Annotated in this window: 20 protein-coding genes and 1 tRNA gene; 11 read left to right on the plus strand and 10 right to left on the minus strand. The window is 67.2% G+C overall.

Annotation, left to right across the window (positions count from 1 at the left end):
- Window positions 1–2: 2 nt before the first annotated feature.
- Together ACQ5J0_RS04265 and ACQ5J0_RS04270 are read right to left on the minus strand one after the other, a co-directional pair.
- Window positions 3–458 carry a hypothetical protein gene (locus ACQ5J0_RS04265; protein ID WP_462569280.1) on the minus strand — a complete coding sequence of 152 codons (456 nt, stop codon included), beginning with the start codon at window positions 456–458 and terminating at the stop codon, window positions 3–5.
- Window positions 459–532: 74 nt separating this feature from the next.
- Window positions 533–904 carry a hypothetical protein gene (locus tag ACQ5J0_RS04270; protein WP_462569281.1) on the minus strand — a complete coding sequence of 124 codons (372 nt, stop codon included), beginning with the start codon at window positions 902–904 and terminating at the stop codon, window positions 533–535.
- 105 nt (window positions 905–1,009) lie between these two features.
- On the opposite strand from ACQ5J0_RS04270, the gene ACQ5J0_RS04275 reads away from it, so the two are divergent.
- From ACQ5J0_RS04275 to fghA, 3 genes are read left to right on the plus strand one after another with little or no spacing between them, the layout of a single operon-like run.
- On the plus strand, window positions 1,010–2,119 hold the full coding sequence (locus tag ACQ5J0_RS04275) for an S-(hydroxymethyl)glutathione dehydrogenase/class III alcohol dehydrogenase (RefSeq protein WP_462569282.1): 1,110 nt from the start codon (window positions 1,010–1,012) through the stop codon (window positions 2,117–2,119).
- Between the two features lie 50 nt (window positions 2,120–2,169).
- On the plus strand, window positions 2,170–2,550 hold the full coding sequence (locus ACQ5J0_RS04280; RefSeq protein ID WP_462569283.1) for a VOC family protein: 381 nt from the start codon (window positions 2,170–2,172) through the stop codon (window positions 2,548–2,550).
- A 20-nt stretch (window positions 2,551–2,570) separates the two neighbouring features.
- Window positions 2,571–3,425: an S-formylglutathione hydrolase gene (fghA, locus tag ACQ5J0_RS04285; protein WP_462570055.1), complete on the plus strand. Its 855-nt coding sequence runs from the start codon at window positions 2,571–2,573 to the stop codon at window positions 3,423–3,425.
- A gap of 7 nt (window positions 3,426–3,432) precedes the next feature.
- Here fghA and ACQ5J0_RS04290 read toward each other — a convergent pair whose 3' ends face one another.
- On the minus strand, window positions 3,433–3,756 hold the full coding sequence (locus ACQ5J0_RS04290; RefSeq protein WP_462569284.1) for a hypothetical protein: 324 nt from the start codon (window positions 3,754–3,756) through the stop codon (window positions 3,433–3,435).
- Between the two features lie 238 nt (window positions 3,757–3,994).
- Here ACQ5J0_RS04290 and ACQ5J0_RS04295 point away from each other — a divergent pair, with 238 nt between their 5' ends.
- Both ACQ5J0_RS04295 and ACQ5J0_RS04300 read left to right on the plus strand, forming a co-directional pair.
- Entirely contained in the window at window positions 3,995–4,354 is a 360-nt protein-coding gene (locus ACQ5J0_RS04295) for an argininosuccinate lyase (RefSeq protein WP_462569285.1), read from the plus strand.
- Window positions 4,355–4,459: 105 nt separating this feature from the next.
- Window positions 4,460–5,281 (plus strand): hypothetical protein, encoded by an 822-nt coding sequence (locus ACQ5J0_RS04300; RefSeq protein ID WP_462569286.1) that lies wholly within the window; start codon window positions 4,460–4,462, stop codon window positions 5,279–5,281.
- Window positions 5,282–5,296: 15 nt separating this feature from the next.
- Here the strand turns inward: ACQ5J0_RS04300 and ACQ5J0_RS04305 are convergent, their stop codons facing one another.
- Window positions 5,297–6,010 (minus strand): hypothetical protein, encoded by a 714-nt coding sequence (locus ACQ5J0_RS04305; protein ID WP_462569287.1) that lies wholly within the window; start codon window positions 6,008–6,010, stop codon window positions 5,297–5,299.
- Window positions 6,011–6,128: 118 nt separating this feature from the next.
- On the opposite strand from ACQ5J0_RS04305, the gene ACQ5J0_RS04310 reads away from it, so the two are divergent.
- Window positions 6,129–6,488 (plus strand): VanZ family protein, encoded by a 360-nt coding sequence (locus tag ACQ5J0_RS04310; RefSeq protein WP_462569288.1) that lies wholly within the window; start codon window positions 6,129–6,131, stop codon window positions 6,486–6,488.
- A gap of 26 nt (window positions 6,489–6,514) precedes the next feature.
- On the opposite strand, the gene metW is transcribed toward ACQ5J0_RS04310, so the two are convergent.
- Window positions 6,515–7,123: a methionine biosynthesis protein MetW gene (gene metW, locus ACQ5J0_RS04315; protein WP_462569289.1), complete on the minus strand. Its 609-nt coding sequence runs from the start codon at window positions 7,121–7,123 to the stop codon at window positions 6,515–6,517.
- Window positions 7,120–8,211 (minus strand): homoserine O-acetyltransferase MetX, encoded by a 1,092-nt coding sequence (gene metX, locus ACQ5J0_RS04320; RefSeq protein ID WP_462569290.1) that lies wholly within the window; start codon window positions 8,209–8,211, stop codon window positions 7,120–7,122. Before metX ends, metW begins: the two co-directional genes overlap by 4 nt.
- 65 nt (window positions 8,212–8,276) lie before the next feature.
- On the opposite strand from metX, the gene hisC reads away from it, so the two are divergent.
- Window positions 8,277–9,383 carry a histidinol-phosphate transaminase gene (gene hisC, locus ACQ5J0_RS04325; RefSeq protein WP_462569291.1) on the plus strand — a complete coding sequence of 369 codons (1,107 nt, stop codon included), beginning with the start codon at window positions 8,277–8,279 and terminating at the stop codon, window positions 9,381–9,383.
- Here the strand turns inward: hisC and ACQ5J0_RS04330 are convergent.
- The 4 genes from ACQ5J0_RS04330 to ftsE are packed head-to-tail and all read right to left on the minus strand — an operon-like array spanning window position 9,380 to window position 12,274.
- A complete protein-coding gene (locus ACQ5J0_RS04330) occupies window positions 9,380–10,060 on the minus strand; it encodes a lysophospholipid acyltransferase family protein (protein WP_462569292.1) in 681 nt (226 codons plus the stop codon). The two genes, hisC and ACQ5J0_RS04330, sit on opposite strands and share 4 nt — an antisense overlap.
- Window positions 10,061–10,062: 2 nt before the next feature.
- Window positions 10,063–10,593, minus strand: coding sequence for a YdcF family protein (locus ACQ5J0_RS04335; RefSeq protein WP_462569293.1), 531 nt, complete (start codon window positions 10,591–10,593; stop codon window positions 10,063–10,065).
- Window positions 10,590–11,522, minus strand: coding sequence for a cell division protein FtsX (locus tag ACQ5J0_RS04340; RefSeq protein WP_462569294.1), 933 nt, complete (start codon window positions 11,520–11,522; stop codon window positions 10,590–10,592). The genes ACQ5J0_RS04335 and ACQ5J0_RS04340 overlap by 4 nt, the downstream gene beginning before the upstream one ends.
- Window positions 11,519–12,274 carry a cell division ATP-binding protein FtsE gene (gene ftsE / locus ACQ5J0_RS04345; protein ID WP_462569295.1) on the minus strand — a complete coding sequence of 252 codons (756 nt, stop codon included), beginning with the start codon at window positions 12,272–12,274 and terminating at the stop codon, window positions 11,519–11,521. The genes ACQ5J0_RS04340 and ftsE overlap by 4 nt, the downstream gene beginning before the upstream one ends.
- A gap of 164 nt (window positions 12,275–12,438) precedes the next feature.
- Here ftsE and ACQ5J0_RS04350 point away from each other — a divergent pair, with 164 nt between their 5' ends.
- The 4 genes from ACQ5J0_RS04350 (at window position 12,439) to ACQ5J0_RS04365 (ending at window position 15,069) form a co-directional block, all read left to right on the plus strand.
- Window positions 12,439–13,335 (plus strand): MJ0042-type zinc finger domain-containing protein, encoded by an 897-nt coding sequence (locus ACQ5J0_RS04350; RefSeq protein WP_462569297.1) that lies wholly within the window; start codon window positions 12,439–12,441, stop codon window positions 13,333–13,335.
- Between the two features lie 134 nt (window positions 13,336–13,469).
- A tRNA-Leu gene (locus ACQ5J0_RS04355) sits at window positions 13,470–13,556 on the plus strand.
- 93 nt (window positions 13,557–13,649) lie between these two features.
- Complete coding sequence (locus tag ACQ5J0_RS04360) at window positions 13,650–13,916, plus strand: hypothetical protein (RefSeq protein WP_462569298.1); 267 nt, start codon at window positions 13,650–13,652, stop codon at window positions 13,914–13,916.
- Complete coding sequence (locus ACQ5J0_RS04365) at window positions 13,909–15,069, plus strand: JmjC domain-containing protein (RefSeq protein WP_462569299.1); 1,161 nt, start codon at window positions 13,909–13,911, stop codon at window positions 15,067–15,069. The genes ACQ5J0_RS04360 and ACQ5J0_RS04365 overlap by 8 nt, the downstream gene beginning before the upstream one ends.
- Window positions 15,070–15,072 lie beyond the last annotated feature (3 nt).

The following is a 15,072-nucleotide window of genomic DNA, read 5'->3' on the forward strand; positions in this document are numbered from 1 at the left end:
GATCAGCGCGTTGGCGCGCCGATTTCACGCGGCAGCGCGATCTCGAGCTGATCGGCCATGTCGCGCAGCGCCGGGACCAGCGCGGCGAGGCTGCCCGAGAGGCCGGCAATGCGGTCCATCGCCTGCGGCAGGCGCTCCTGAATGGTGCGCGAAAGATCGTCGCTGCGCGGTGTCATCCGCCGCAGGGTCAGGTCGGGATCGACCCGTCCGGCGGGCTCGCCCGCCGCCTCGGCGAGCGGCTCGACCAGCGGTGCCAGCGGGATGTCGAGCACGATTTCGGTGAGGGCGGCGAGAGTGCCGGCAAGCTGCGCCTGGCGCGCGGGATCGGACAGGCTCGGCGCCATGCGGTCGAGCGCCTCGGCCTCGGCGGGAGAAGCGGAGACGCTGTCCTGCGCCATCGCGGGCATGGCAAGAACGGCGAGCGGGAAGGCCATCGTAGCCAGGATGATGCGGCGCATGCGAATCGTAACCTCGTCAGCGAAATGCGAAGCGCGTTTTGCTGCGTCGGCCGTGAACCGGCGCTGACAGCCCGCTAGAGACCCGAGGCCTCGAGCAGCATCAGGCAGGGCGGCATCGCGCGGTCGAGCGCGCCTTCCTCCTGCGCCAGCCGGTTCGCTTCCTGCGCCAGCAGCCGCGCCACGCCGTCGCGGTCCAGCGCGGTCTCGTCGATCAGCCGCGCGGCGGTCCGCACGAAGAACTCGCGCCCGCGCTGGCCCAGCGCCGGATATTTCAGCGCCTCGGCATTGCCGGCTGACTGCGCCTGCGCGACCAGCGCGAAAGCAGCGGCGCAGCGCAGCCCGCTCTGCTGTTCGAGCGAGAGGGCCGGAGCTTGAGCTTGCATCGGTGCCGGTGCCGGTGCGGTTTGGAGCGCGAGCAGGAGCGTTGCGGAAAGAAGAGCTGTCATGCCCGCCGTGGTAGCCGCCGCAGCCTGAACCGCAAGCTACCGACTTGCGAGCACAGCGGGCCTCGCCTAGGCCTCGGCACGACCGAAGCCTTGGAGACCCCCCGTATGAAGACCCGCGCCGCCGTCGCTTTCGAAGCCAAGCAGCCGCTCGAAGTGGTCGAACTCGACCTCGAGGGACCCAAGGCGGGCGAGGTGTTGGTCGAAATCAAGGCCAGCGGGATCTGCCACACCGATGCCTACACGCTCGACGGGCTGGATTCCGAAGGGCTGTTCCCCTCGATCCTGGGCCACGAAGGCGCCGGGATCGTGCGCGAAATCGGCCCCGGGGTGACCAGCGTCAAGGAAGGCGATCACGTCATCCCGCTCTACACCCCCGAATGCCGCCAGTGCAAAATGTGCCTCTCGGGCAAGACCAATCTGTGCAGCGCGATCCGCGAGACGCAGGGCAAGGGGCTGATGCCCGACGGGACCAGCCGCTTTTCCTACAAGGGCCGGACGATCCATCACTACATGGGCTGCTCGACCTTCTCGAACTTCACCGTGCTGCCCGAGATCGCGGTCGCCAAGATCCGCGACGACGCGCCGTTCCACACCAGCTGCTACATCGGCTGCGGGGTCACCACCGGGGTCGGCGCGGTGATCAACACCGCCGATGTCCGCCCGGGCGACAACGTGGTTGTGTTCGGACTGGGCGGGATCGGGCTCAACGTCATCCAGGGCGCGCGGATGGCGGGCGCCGACCGGATCGTCGGGGTCGACATCAACCCGGACAAGAAGCCCTATGGCGAGCACTTCGGGATGACCGATTTCGTCAATCCCAAGGACGTCGAGGACGTCGTCGCGCATCTGGTCGCGATGCTCGACGGCGGCGCGGATTACAGCTTCGACTGCACCGGCAACACCACCGTGATGCGCCAGGCGCTCGAATGCTGCCACAAGGGCTGGGGCACCAGCATCGTGATCGGCGTGGCGGAAGCGGGCAAGACCATCGAGACGCGGCCGTTCCAGCTCGTCACCGGGCGCAACTGGCGGGGCAGCGCCTTCGGCGGCGCGCGCGGCCGCACCGACGTGCCCAAGATCGTCGACTGGTACATGGACGGCAAGATCCAGATCGATCCGATGATCACCCATGTCCTCAAGCTCGACGAGATCAACAAGGGCTTCGACCTGATGCATGCGGGCGAAAGCATCCGCAGCGTCGTGGTCTTCGACTGAGCCCGGCCCATTACCCGACGACACGACACCAAAACAGGAGAGACCAGACCATGTTCAGCCACGTCATGCTCGGCGCCGACGATATCGACGCCTCGAAGACATTCTACGATGCCTGCTTTGCCGCTCTCGGCGGTAAGGAAGGCCGGATGGATCCCAAGGGCCGGGTCCTCTACATGCACAATGGCGGGATCTTCCTGCTCTCCAAGCCGATCGATGGCGGCGCAGCCTGCGGCGCCAATGGCGGTACGATCGGCTTCGCGGTCGAGAGCGAGGAACAGGGCGATGCCTGGCACGCCGCGGGTCTCGCCAATGGCGGCACCGCGATCGAGGATCCGCCGGGCATCCGCGAGAGCGAAATCGGCAATATGTATCTGGCCTATCTGCGCGATCCGGCGGGCAACAAGATCTGCGTCATGAAACGCCTGGGCTGATGACGCAGCGTAGCTACGACATGGAACTGGAAACGGTCTCCGAAGCCAAGTCCTTCGGCGGGGTGCAGGGGGTCTATTCCCACGCCTCCGCCGAGACCGGTACCGAGATGACCTTCGCGGTCTATCTCCCCCCGCAAGCCGAGAGCTTTGCGGAGGGGGAGACGCTCCCGGTGCTGTACTATCTGTCGGGGCTCACCTGCACCCACGCCAATGTCATGGAGAAGGGCGAATACCGTGCGGCCTGCGCCGAACACGGCATAATCTTCGTCGCCCCCGACACCTCGCCGCGCGGCGAGGATGTCCCCGATGCCGATGGCGAGTACGACTTCGGTCTCGGCGCGGGCTTCTATGTCGACGCGACGCAGGCGCCCTATGAAGAACACTACCGGATGCGCGCCTATGTCGAGCGCGAACTGCCCGCGCTGATCGAGGGGAATTTCCCCGTCGACCCGGCGCGGCAATCGATCATGGGCCATTCGATGGGCGGCCACGGCGCGCTCACCGTCGGCCTGCGCAACCCCGACCGCTTCCGCTCGGTCAGCGCCTTCAGCCCGATCGTCGCGCCGAGCCAGGTACCCTGGGGCGAGAAGGCGCTGGGCCGCTATCTCGGCGAGGACCCTGCGGCCTGGCGCGAATACGACTCGGTGGCGCTGATCGAGGATGGCGCGCGCGCCGACCATTTACTGGTCGATCAGGGCATGGCCGACGATTTCCTCGTCGAACAGCTCCAGACCCACCGGCTGGCCGAGGCCTGCAAGGCGGCGGGGATGGAACCCGAGATCCGGCTGCAGGAGGGCTACGACCACTCCTATTTCTTCATTGCGACCTTCATGGCCGACCATATCCGCTGGCACGCGGAGCGGCTGAAGGCCTAGAGGGCGCCTATTCGAAGGCGCAGCGCGCAGCCGAGCCGGTTACCACCGCCATCGCCTCGGGATCGTTCCATTCGCGGACATGGGTGACCAGCCGTCCGACGGTGAGCCGGCGGTCCCGGTCGCGCACCGCGTCGGCGAAGCGCGAAATCCGGCGGATCTGCGAGATCGAGAGTTCCTCGGCCCAGATGTCGGCCATGCAGGTGGCGATGCCGAGCGGCACGCCGGCTTCGGCCAGCCCGGCCTCGACCCGCTGCTCGGCTACGGTCGCGCAGGCCGAGGCGAGCGGGAGCAGCGCACAGCAAGCGATGAGAGCTCGGGTTCTGAGGCGCATCGAAAATTCCTTCATCGCTGGGGGATGATCGTCAACGCTGCGAGACCGCGATTGGTTCTCCGGCGCGAGGCGAACCCGCCGCACAAGCTGTCGAGCCCCGGCCTCGCGAAGTGCACCGGTTCCGATTTCCGAGTAGCACCTCTATTGCAGTCTGCTTCAAGTATCATCACATTTCCCTTGCATTCACCACCCCCGTGTTCATTCCCCATTTTTGGGGTCGAAACTGGGGTAATGGAACGTGAACACACTGCTCAAAATGGCGGCGCCCGCCGCCTTGCTCTTCGCCGCGGCGCCGGCCTATTCGGTCGGCATTCAGGATTTCGATCTGGTCAATGCGACCGGCTACACGATCTCGGAAGTCTATGTCGCCCCCTCCTCCAGCAACGAGTGGGAAGAGGACCTCATGGGCCTCGACATCCTCGAGGACGGCGAAACGGTGACCATCGAATTCGCCCCGCGTCAGAAGGCCTGCAATTACGACATCAAGGTCGTCTGGGACGATGGCGACGAGGCCTTCTGGCAGGGCTTCGACCTGTGCACCGTGTCCGAGGTGACGCTGCACTGGGACAATGGCCGGGCCTGGGCGGAATACGAATAGGGCGCCTGCGGGCTCGGGTGATATTCGCCCGAGGCCTCGCAGAATTGCGAAGATCGTCATGAGGCCGTATCGATCGATCTGAATTGATCAAACTGGAGGCAGCCGATGTCGAAACTGGTGTGGGCCGTACCTTGCCTGATCCTCGCAGGCACGCCGCTGGGCGCCGAACCTCCGGCGCAAGTAGCTGTCAGTTCAACCGCAGAGGAGCCCCCGGCCGACGAGGCTGCTCAAGCGCCCGGGCAGATGATCATCGTCGAAGGCGAGGCCGAACGCCGCAAGGTAATAGTTGGCTCAAGAGTTCCGAAGCGACAGATCATTCAGGACGGACCGATTGCGACCAATACCGGGGTGGCAGGGCTCGTTCCAGGATCGGGGATGGATCCCTTTGTCGGCAGGACGCGGACGCTGCGGACAAATAGCTGCGTCAGCTCGGGCGAATCCATCCGCAAACCCGCCGCCTGCCTGATCGTCCGCGCCGACGAGGCGCTGGCGGATGGCGATTCTGAACTCAGCGCCGGCCTGCTGCGCACGATCATCTCCGACGACAGCTCCAACAACCATGAGCGGCTGGCCGCAGCCCAGCGGCTCCACGCCATCGGCGATCAGCTCCGGGATGCCGATCTGCGCGAACAAGCGCTGGTCCAGATGCTCGCAACCGGATTGCTGGCCGACACCGACACGATTGCGGCGCATCGCAGCCTGGCCGCGATCGCGATCGCCAATAGCGAACCCGAGCTCGCCATCGCCCGGCTTACCAGCCTGCTGCGCATTACTCCCGGGAGAGCACAGGACTGGGTCAACCTGGCAGTGCTGCAACGCGCCGCTGGCGAACCCGCAAGCCGCGCATCAATGCAGCGGGCGATCGAATTGCAGCGCGCCGCAGGCCGACCGGTCGCCCCCGGCTGGGAAAGCTTCGTCGATGATTGACGGCGCGGCCGTGCCTCAGCGCTTGCGCCCCAGATAGATCAGATTGAACGCCGGCTTGTCGCGATAGGGGGTTTCGAACTCGATCCGTTCGACGCGCACTTCGGTGAAGCACTGCCGCATCACCTCGAGGAACACCGGGTCCTCGGCGTCGGTCGACCACAGCGCAAAAATGCCCGCGGGCGCGAGCCGGCGGCTCACCGCCTCGAGCGCCTCGATGCTGTAGAAATCGACCGTAGCCGGATCGATGAAATGGGTGGTCGAATGATCGATGTCGATCAGGATCGCATCGTGGAGGCGCTGGGGCTGGTCGGGGAAGAAACCTGCCGGCGACCGCGCGAGCTCGAAAAAGTCGCCCTGAATTAGCTCGCAGCGCGGATCGCCGGAGACGGCTTCGCCCAGCGGCAGCAAATGCTCGCGGTGCCATTCGATCACCTCGGGGATGAGTTCGACCACGGTGAGCGCGCCGACGCGCGGGTCGCGCAGCGCCGCCTCGGCGGTGTAGCCCAGGCCCAGCCCGCCGATCACGACATCGAGCTTCTCGCCATGCGCCAGCGGCAGGGCGAGGTCGGCCAGCGCGATCTCGCCCTCGACGAAGCGGCTGGACATGAGATAGCCGTCGTTGAGCTTGATCTCCCAGATATCCTCGCCTTGCGCACTCAACCGGCGGCGACGCAGCGACAGCTCCCCGATCGGAGTCTGGCGAAAGGCGATTTCCTCGAACAGCAGCATGATGTGGCGGTAGATGGGAATTGTCCCTGCCGCCAGTTCCTTGCGGGTGAATTACCGGGACGCGAAATTGTCGATGGGCCTATGCTGGCCTGCATAGCGCGGCTAGGAGCTGGCGCGCATGCCGACCCGCCTTTTCCAATTCGCCTTCTGGGGAGCCGCCGTCTTAGCCGCGGTGATGGCCCTGTTACCCGAGCCTCCGCATTTGCCTGTCGCGATCGGAGACAAGGCGCAGCACATGGCCGCATTCTTCACGCTGGCGGTGCTGGCGGCCGGGGCCTATCCGCGCATATCGCTGGTTCGTATCGGCATCGCGCTGTCGCTCTTCGGCGCGGCGATCAAGGTCGCGCAGCTGGTCCCCATGCTCAACCGCACCGGAGATATCATGGATTGGCTTGCCGATATGGCGGCCGTCGCCGTGGCGCTGATCTTTGCAGGAATATGGCGTCGGCGTTCGGACAACAGGGCCGACCACATATAGGGGGGCCTGCCCCCTGGTTCATCTGCTCAGCGCCGCCCGCTCACCTCGAACACCGCATATTCCGCCCGCCAATTGGCGCCGCCCGGGCCCAGTTCGCGGGCATCGGTGAAGAACCAGCGGCGTTCGATCGCGAGGCCCAGTTCCTGCGCCAGCGCCTCGAAATCATGCACCGTCACATGGTGGATGTTCTGGGTCGCGTACCAGCTCACCGGGAGGTGACGCGTGACGGGCATCCTTCCGTGGCGCAGCAGTGCCCAGCGCATTCGCCAATAGGCGAAATTGGGAAAGCTGACGAAGGCGCGGCGCCCGGCGCGGACCAGTTCGGACAGCATCAAATCGGGCCGCTCGGCGGTCTGCAGCGTCTGGCTGAGCACGGCATAGTCGAAGCCGTGGTCGGGGTAATCGACCAGATCGCGGTCGGCGTCGCCCTGCACCACGCTGAGGCCGCGCGCCACGCAGGTCTCGACCAGCGCACCGTCGATCTCGATCCCGCGCACGTCGCAGCCCTTGCCCAGCAGCGCCGCCATCAGCGCGCCATCGCCGCAGCCGACGTCGAGCACGCGGGTGCCGGGTTCGATATGCGCGGCGATGACCGCCAGATCGGGGCGCAGCTCGGAAGATACGGAGGAACTCATTCGAGAAAGCCCTTCACCACCCGGTCGAGCGCGGGGACGTCGAGCAGGAAGCTGTCGTGGCCGAAGGGGGCCGAGAGTTCGACGAAGCTCACCGGCGCGCCCGCGGCGTTGAGCGCGTGGACGACATGGCGGCTTTCGGCGGTGGGGTAGAGCCAGTCGCTGTCGAAGCTGACGAGGCAGAAGCGCGCTTGCGACCCGGCGAATGCCTCGGCGAGCTTGCCGCCATGCTCCTCGGCGAGATCGAAATAATCCATCGCGCGGGTGATATAGAGATAGCTGTTGGCATCGAAGCGCTTGGTGAAGCCGCTGCCCTGATAGCGCAGATAGCTCTCGATTTGGAAATCGGCGTCGAAGCCGAAGGTCTTCTCGGTGCGATCCTGCAGCCGGCGGCCGAATTTCTCGGTCAGCCCGTCTTCGGAGAGATAGGTGATATGCGCCGCCATGCGCGCCACCGCGAGGCCCGCGCCAGGCTTGTCGTCGTGGCCGTAATAGTCGCCATCGCGCCAGTTGGGGTCGGCCATGATCGCCTGCCGCCCGACCTCGTGGAAGGCGATGTTCTGCGCCGAGTGCCGCGCGGTGGTGGCGATGGCGAGCACCCGTGCCGTGCGCTCGGGCCAGTTGGCGGCGAGGCTGAGCGCCTGCATCCCGCCCATCGAGCCACCGACCACCGCGTGCAGCCGCTCGATCCCCAGCGTATCGAGCAGGCCCACCAGCCCGCGGACCATGTCGCGGATGGTGATCACCGGAAAGCGCATCGCATAGGGCTCGCCATCGGGCGCGAGGCTCGCGGGGCCGGTGGAGCCCATGCAGCTGCCGATCACATTGGCGCAGACGACGTGGTAGCGGTCGGTGTCGATCGGTCTGCCCGGCCCCACCATCCGTTCCCACCAGCCCGGCTTGCCGGTGACCGGATGCGCGCTGGCGACGAACTGGTCGCCAGTCAGCGCGTGGCACAGCAGGATGGCGTTGGAACGGTTGGGCGCGAGCGCGCCATAGGTCTCGTAGGCGACGGTGACATCCGTCAGCACGCCGCCGCCGTCGAGAGCGAGCGGCGCCTGCAGGGTCGAGGAGCGATAGGTTTCGGTCACCGGTCTCCCTTATCGCCCGGAGTCGCGCTTGTCGAAGGCCGCGATTTGCGTAAAGGCTCCCCGCCATGACGAGCGAAACCGGACCCACCGCAAAACCCTGGATTCAAGCGATCCACGCCTATGTTCCCGGCCGGGCGACCGGCGCGGACGGGCGGAAGTTGATCAAACTTTCGGCCAACGAGAACCCGCTCGGCTGCAGCCCGGCGGCGAGCGAGGCTCTGGCCGGGGTGAGCACCGGAGCGCGCTACCCGGATCCCGATGCGACCGAATTGCGCGCTGCGATCGGCGCAGTGCACGGCATAGACCCGGCGCGGATCGTCTGCGGCACCGGGTCGGACGAGCTGCTCAACCTCGCCGCGCAGGGCTATGCCGGTCCGGGCGACGAAGTGCTGTTTCCGCGCTACAGCTTCGCGGTCTACGACATCGCCGCGCGGCGCTGCGGCGCGGTCCCGGTCGAGGCCCCCGACCGCGACTATGGCACCGATGTCGATGCGCTGCTGGCCGCGGTGACGCCCGCCTCCCGCGTGGTCTTCGTCGCCAATCCCAACAACCCCACCGGCACCTGCCTGTCCGCCGCCGAGGTGGCGCGGCTGCACGCCGGCCTGCCGCGCGACGTGCTGTTCGTGCTCGACCAGGCCTATGGCGAGTACCTTCAGGCCGACGAGGATGATGGCGGGCTGGCGCTGGCGGCGCGCCACGACAATGTGCTGGTCACAAGGACCTTCTCCAAGATCTATGGGCTGGCGGGCGAGCGCATCGGCTGGGCCACGGGTGCGCCGGGGCTGATCGCCACGATCAACCGGATCCGCGGGCCGTTCAACGTCACCGTCAGCGGGCAGGTCGCCGCATGCGCCGCGCTGGGCGATCAGCACTTCGTCGAGCGCTCGCGCGGCCACAATTCCGCCGGTCTGGCGCGCTTTACCGAGGCGGTCGAGGCGCTCGGCAACCGCGGCCTGCGCGCGGTTCCGAGCAAGGCCAATTTCCTGCTGGTGCTGTTCGAGGGCGCGCTGAGCGCGGAGCGCGCCTTGGCGGCGCTGGCCGAGGCCGGCTACGCGGTTCGCCACCTGCCTGGACAGGGACTTCCACAGGCTCTGCGGATCACGATCGGCAGCGACGAGGACATGGACCGAATCGCCGCGGTGCTGCGCCGCGAGGCCGAGGCCGCGGGCTAGGAATTGAGCGCGTTGATCGCGTCGAGCACGCGCGCCTCGACCTCCGCGCGGTCCAGCCCCGGCGGGATCGCTTCGCCGAAGCGGTAGGTGATCCGCCCAGGCAGCTTGAGGCCGCGATGATAGAGCGGTCCGCTGTCCACCGCGACCGGGATCACCGTCAAGCCGAGCGCCTTGTAGAGTCCCGCGAAGCCAGCCTGCAGCCGCCGCCGCTCGCCATGCGGCACGCGCGTGCCTTCGGGAAAGATCACCAGCGGGCGCCCGCTCGCCGCCATCCGTCTGGCCTCGCGGATCATCCCGATCAGGGCGCGCGCGCCGGCACCGCGGGCGACCGGGATGAGGCCGTAGGCGCGGCCCGCCCTGCCCCAGCCGACGATCTTGAACAGCTCTTCCTTGGCGAAGACTGCGGGGACCGGAAACAGCCGGGGGGTGTCGATCGCCTCGAAGAAGCTCTCGTGCTTGACCGCGTAGAGCACCGGTTCGGTGGGCGGCTTGCCCTCGATCACCACCTCGCACCCCAGCAGATGGGTCACGCACCAGCGGTGCCAGGCGCTCCAGGCATGGACCAACCGGCGGAACAGCTCGCGGCTGAACGGCAGCGCCAGCAGCGTGCCGCTCGTCACCACGACCGAGCCGAGGTAGAATGCCAGATAGAAGGCGATGTTGCGCAGCAGCAGCATGATCAGGCCGGCATGCCCTGCGAGACGCTCGAGGCGAGCAACTTATTGTATTCCAGGAACAATTGCTGAAGATCGGGGCTCGAAGGCGTCGCGTCCTCGTAGATCACGACGCTCTCGGGGATCGCACCGCGGATCTCACCCGAAGCGCGGCGCATATGCCAGTCGGTGGTCACCAGCCGCAGGCTACCGATGTCGTTCTCGGCCACCCATTGCGCGACCTCGCCGGCGTTGGAGCGGGTGTCCACCGCCAGAAAGCCCAGCGTCACGCAGCAATCCATCTCCCGGCCGCTTACCTCGAACTGATCGGCGAATTCCTGCGGCCTCACTTCGGGATCGACTCCCGAGACGAACATCTGCCGAGCCTTGCCCGCGCGCACCACCTCGAGCCCGCGCGCGATCCGGCCCGACCCGCCGGTGGGCACCACCACCGCATCGGTTTCGACGTCGCCCAGCGGCTGCGGCAGCGTCACGGCGAAAACGACAAAGCCGAGCGCGTATAGGAGCAAGAGAAAGGCAGCGAAGCGCAGGATCACAACATTTTCCTCAGCGAGGCCAATACCGTCATCCGCGCGGTGAGCAAGGCGATTGCGACCGCGGCGAAGGGGACAAGCGCCATCAGCAGCCAGTCGAAGCCGCCCAGTCCGCCGCCCTGGACCAGCCCGGCATCGAGCGCCGCGAACTGCGCGCCAAGGACGGTGAGCGCGATACCGCCCAGCACCAGACCGGCCATTCCGCCCAGCGCCGCGTCGATCAGCACCGAGCGCTGGAATATCCGCGCGATCTGGCCATCGGTACCGCCGAGCAGGTGGACCACTTCGATAGTCGAACGGTTGGCGTTGAGCGCGTTGCGCGCCGCCAGCCAGACCGCTGCGGCGCTGGTGAAAGCAAGCATCGCGATCAGCCCGATCGCCAGCCAGCGCAGGGCGGCGATGGCGCTGAACACCGGGCCGAGCCAGTCCGACTGCGCATCGATCCGCGCATCGGGCGCAACCTCGGCGAGCGCGGAGCGCATGCCGTCGAGCCCCGCCTCGCCCACTTCGCCCTCGAGCCGGACGTCGATCAGCGCGGGCAGCGGCACCGCTTCGCTGCGCACCCCGCCGCCGAGCCAGGGTTCGATCAGCGCCTCCAACTCCGACTGCGGCACGCGGCGCAGGGTGCCGACGCCGGGAAGATCGCGCAGCACCGCCACCGCGCGATCCGCCTGCGCGGTTCGCAGGACCGGATCGGCCTCGACGATCTGCACCGTCACGCCGCCCGCCAAATCGGCGCGCGCGCGGTCGACCAGATTGGTCAGCGCCAGCGCGCCTCCTGCGGCCAGAACGGTGAGCGTCACCATGATCGCGATCACCCACGGCATCGGCCCGCCCAGCCGTGCGCGCGGCAGGAGATGCGAGGCGCGGCGCCCCTTGAGCGGCGCGAGCCCGCGCTCGATCGCTCGCGCCATAACGGGCGGCCTGCTCATCGTCCGCCAGCCCCGGGTGGGTTTGGCGCAGCTGCAGGCATCGGGTTGCGCGGCGGATAGCGCAGCGCCCCGGTGGGATCGGAGAGCTGGCCCTTGTCGAGCCGCATGATCAGCGAATCCGGGACCTTGCGCAGCAGATGGACGTCATGGGTCGCCACCACCACCGTGGTCCCGAGCCGGTTGAGCGCCTCGAACAACCGGATCAGCTTGAGCGCCATTTCGGGGTCGACGTTGCCCGTCGGCTCGTCGGCGACCAGCAGGTCGGGGCGGGCGATGACCGCGCGCGCGATGGCGACGCGCTGCTGTTCGCCGCCCGAAAGAGTCGCCGGCCGGGCGTCGGCGCGGTTCCCCAGCCCGACCCAGTCGAGCATGTCCGCCACCGGCTTGTGCACATCCGCCTCGCGCACCCCCGAGACCCGCAAGGGGAGCGCGATGTTGTCGAAGGCCGAGAGGTGCTCGACCAGGCGGAAATCCTGGAACACGACCCCCAGCCTCCGCCGGAACGAAGGCAGCTTCTCGCGCGGCTGGGTAATAACGTCGCGCCCGAACATCCGGATCGCGCCGCGCGAGGGGCGCTGCGCGAGGTAGAGCAGGCGCAGCAGCGAGGTCTTGCCCGCCCCGCTCGCCCCGGTGAGAAAATAGAACCGTCCGGGATAAAGGCTGAAGGCGATGTTGCTCAGCACCTCCTTGTCGGTGCCGTAGCGCAGGCCGACGTTGTCGAAACGGACGATTTCCTCTTCGGATCGGCTCACGCGCCGGATCCAGCGAAATAGCGCTCCAACGCCGCAAAATTGCCGGAAATGCCCATCTGGCCTCGGATATAGCCCGGCGCCGATGTGGAAAAAAGCCCACAGCTCCGATTGCCGACAGCTGTCGCACTTGTTGCGATTCGTGCACCGGCCTAAGACCGAATGCAATGATCATCGCCTGCCCTGCCTGTTCCACCCGTTATGTCGTGCCCGATAGCGCGATCGGCGTGGATGGTCGCACGGTCCGCTGCGCCAAATGCAAGCACAGCTGGTATCAGGATGGGCCCCCGGTCGAAGAGCCCGCCGAAGCCGCCGCCGAGGCATCCAAGCCTGTCGCGGTGCCTCCTGCAGCCCAGGCGCGCTCACATCCCGGTGAAGACGCGCCGGTCGATGTCGCGCCCGCGCCGGCGCCACCACCGCCTCGTCCAGGCCCGGCGCCGCGTGAGGCGCCTGCCGGGAGGCCGCGGGTCTATGACGATCTGCAGGCCGCCCGCGACCCGGTCGAGGATTCCGCCAGCGGGCCCAGCTTCGACGAGGGCGATCCGCCCTATGACGATCTGCGCGCAGAGCGGCGCTCTGCCCCGGCTTTCGACGAGGGAACTTCGCAATTCGATTCCGCGCCGCCGTTCAAGCCGCGCCGCAACTACGTGAAGCTGTGGACTTGGGCTGCGGGCATTTTCGCGGCGCTGGCACTGGGGGCGGTGGCTGCAGTGAGCTATTTCGGCGCGCCCGACTGGTTCCCCGTCACCAAGCCGCTCTACGGCGTCGGTGCACCCGATCTGCAGATCGAATTTCCCGAAGCCGAGCAGGAGCGGCGTACGCTCGCCAATGGCACCGAATATTTCGGTGCGCGGATCATCGTCACCAACACCGCACGCGAAACCCGCGCGGTGCCGCCGATCCTGATCGTGCTGCGCGATGCCCGCGACCGGATCGTCTACAGCTGGGAAATCATGCCGCCGCAGGACAGCCTGGCACCGGGCGAATCGATGACCATCAACGAGGCGACCACCGACGTACCGAAGCCTGCGGTATACGCCGATATCGGCTGGGCTCCGCGCTAGGCGAAGTGTCTTGCGTTCCGCGCGCAACGCCGGTTTGCGGCGGCCGCCGCCAAAACGCTTGCGGCCCTCAAAACCCCCTGCTAGGGGCGCGCTCCTACCAACGCGGGGGCCAAGATGCGCTCCTTCGATCATGTGCGGTCGTGGCGGAACTGGTAGACGCGCAACGTTGAGGTCGTTGTGGCCGTAAGGCCGTGGAAGTTCGAGTCTTCTCGACCGCACCAATCATTCATCACCATAGCCGATTTACGCCTCCGGGCGCCCGTGTCGCCGCGGCAATGGCTTGCGCTGGGCGGGCAGACGTCTAGCGACGCGGGATGGACTTCGACGACCTCCTGCGCCGCTATTTCGCCACCTCGGCGATTGCCGACATCCAGCCGGGCGCGCTGGAGGCGGGGATCGAGCGGATGCAGGTGGATTTCGGGCTCGAGCAGGATCGCGGCAAGCGTTTCGCGCTGTGGTCGCTGCTGCATCTGCTCGGCGCGGCACCCGTTCTCGAGGCCTCGTTCGAGAAGGAAGCCGATCGCGAGGCGGCGCGCAATCTGATGGACATGCTCGCGGCATCGGAATCATTCGATGGCTGACACCAGGCGTTTGTCGAATTTCGACATCGACATATTCCTGCGCGATTACTGGCAGCGACGCCCGCTGCTGATCCGCAACCCGTGGAATGATTGGCACAATCCGCTCGAGCCGGACGAGCTGGCGGGTCTGGCCTGCGAAGGCGAGGTCGAATCGCGACTTGTCGTCAAAAGCGGCGACAGCTGGAAACTCGAACACGGTCCGCTGCCCGCCGAGCGTTTCGGCGAGTTGGGGAGCGAGCCGTGGACGTTGCTGGTGCAGGCCGTCGATCACCATGTCCCCGAAGTCGCTGCGTTGCTCGAAGGCTTCCGCTTCATCCCCAACTGGCGGGTGGACGATGTGATGGTGAGCTATGCCGAGAACGGCGGCGGGGTGGGGCCGCATTTCGACAATTACGATGTTTTTCTGGTACAGGGTCTGGGGCGGCGACGCTGGCGGATCGGCGCAGCCTGCAACGATGCGACCGAGCTGCTGCCGCATCCCGATCTGCGGCTGCTCGCCGATTTCGAACCCACCGGGGAATGGGTGCTGGAACCCGGCGACATGCTCTACATCCCGCCCGGGATCGCGCATGACGGGGTCGCGGTCGGCGGCGACTGCATGACCTATTCGATCGGCTTTCGCGCGCCCTCGCGCGGCGAGCTGGTCGCGGGCTGGGCGCAGAGCGTGATCGGCGAACTCGCGGAGGACGACCGCTACCGCGATCCGGCGCTCGCCCGCCAGGAGAACCCCGGCGAGATCACCGCCGGGGCGCTCGCCGAGCTGCACGCGATGGTCGCCGAGAAGCTGCAGGATCGCAGCGCTTTCGCGCGCTGGTTCGGCCAGCATGCGACCGCGCCCAAGAATCCCGAAATCGACTGGCAGCCCGAGCATCCGCCGGTCCGCGAGGAGGTGGAGCAGCTGCTGGCGCAGGGCGCCGCGCTGCTGCGCAACCCAGCCGCGCGTTTTTCCTTCATCCGCCAGGGGCCGGGCGCGGTATCGCTGTTCGTCGACGGCGAAGCCTTCGAATGCGACGGGGCGAGTGCCGCTTTCGCGGAGCGTCTCTGCGCGGCCGACCGCCTGGCAACCGATGCGGCGCTGACCGGATCAGCGGAGGCGACCGAACTGATCGTCGAGCTGCTCGATATGGGAAGCGTAGCCTTCAACGAGGAATAGCCG

It is taken from the genome of Qipengyuania sp. SM2512 (assembly GCF_054954005.1).

Bases quoted from the DNA above. Each gene is read 5' to 3' on its own strand.
- ACQ5J0_RS04265 (WP_462569280.1), bottom strand. From the start codon at position 458: ATGCGCCGCATCATCCTGGCTACGATGGCCTTCCCGCTCGCCGTTCTT.
- ACQ5J0_RS04270 (WP_462569281.1), bottom strand. From the start codon at position 904: ATGACAGCTCTTCTTTCCGCAACGCTCCTGCTCGCGCTCCAAACCGCA.
- ACQ5J0_RS04275 (WP_462569282.1), top strand. From the start codon at position 1,010: ATGAAGACCCGCGCCGCCGTCGCTTTCGAAGCCAAGCAGCCGCTCGAA.
- ACQ5J0_RS04280 (WP_462569283.1), top strand. From the start codon at position 2,170: ATGTTCAGCCACGTCATGCTCGGCGCCGACGATATCGACGCCTCGAAG.
- fghA (WP_462570055.1), top strand. From the start codon at position 2,571: ATGGAACTGGAAACGGTCTCCGAAGCCAAGTCCTTCGGCGGGGTGCAG.
- ACQ5J0_RS04290 (WP_462569284.1), bottom strand. From the start codon at position 3,756: ATGCGCCTCAGAACCCGAGCTCTCATCGCTTGCTGTGCGCTGCTCCCG.
- ACQ5J0_RS04300 (WP_462569286.1), top strand. From the start codon at position 4,460: ATGTCGAAACTGGTGTGGGCCGTACCTTGCCTGATCCTCGCAGGCACG.
- ACQ5J0_RS04305 (WP_462569287.1), bottom strand. From the start codon at position 6,010: ATGCTGCTGTTCGAGGAAATCGCCTTTCGCCAGACTCCGATCGGGGAG.
- ACQ5J0_RS04310 (WP_462569288.1), top strand. From the start codon at position 6,129: ATGCCGACCCGCCTTTTCCAATTCGCCTTCTGGGGAGCCGCCGTCTTA.
- metW (WP_462569289.1), bottom strand. From the start codon at position 7,123: ATGAGTTCCTCCGTATCTTCCGAGCTGCGCCCCGATCTGGCGGTCATC.
- hisC (WP_462569291.1), top strand. From the start codon at position 8,277: ATGACGAGCGAAACCGGACCCACCGCAAAACCCTGGATTCAAGCGATC.
- ACQ5J0_RS04330 (WP_462569292.1), bottom strand. From the start codon at position 10,060: ATGCTGCTGCTGCGCAACATCGCCTTCTATCTGGCATTCTACCTCGGC.
- ACQ5J0_RS04340 (WP_462569294.1), bottom strand. From the start codon at position 11,522: ATGAGCAGGCCGCCCGTTATGGCGCGAGCGATCGAGCGCGGGCTCGCG.
- ACQ5J0_RS04350 (WP_462569297.1), top strand. From the start codon at position 12,439: ATGATCATCGCCTGCCCTGCCTGTTCCACCCGTTATGTCGTGCCCGAT.
- ACQ5J0_RS04360 (WP_462569298.1), top strand. From the start codon at position 13,650: ATGGACTTCGACGACCTCCTGCGCCGCTATTTCGCCACCTCGGCGATT.
- ACQ5J0_RS04365 (WP_462569299.1), top strand. From the start codon at position 13,909: ATGGCTGACACCAGGCGTTTGTCGAATTTCGACATCGACATATTCCTG.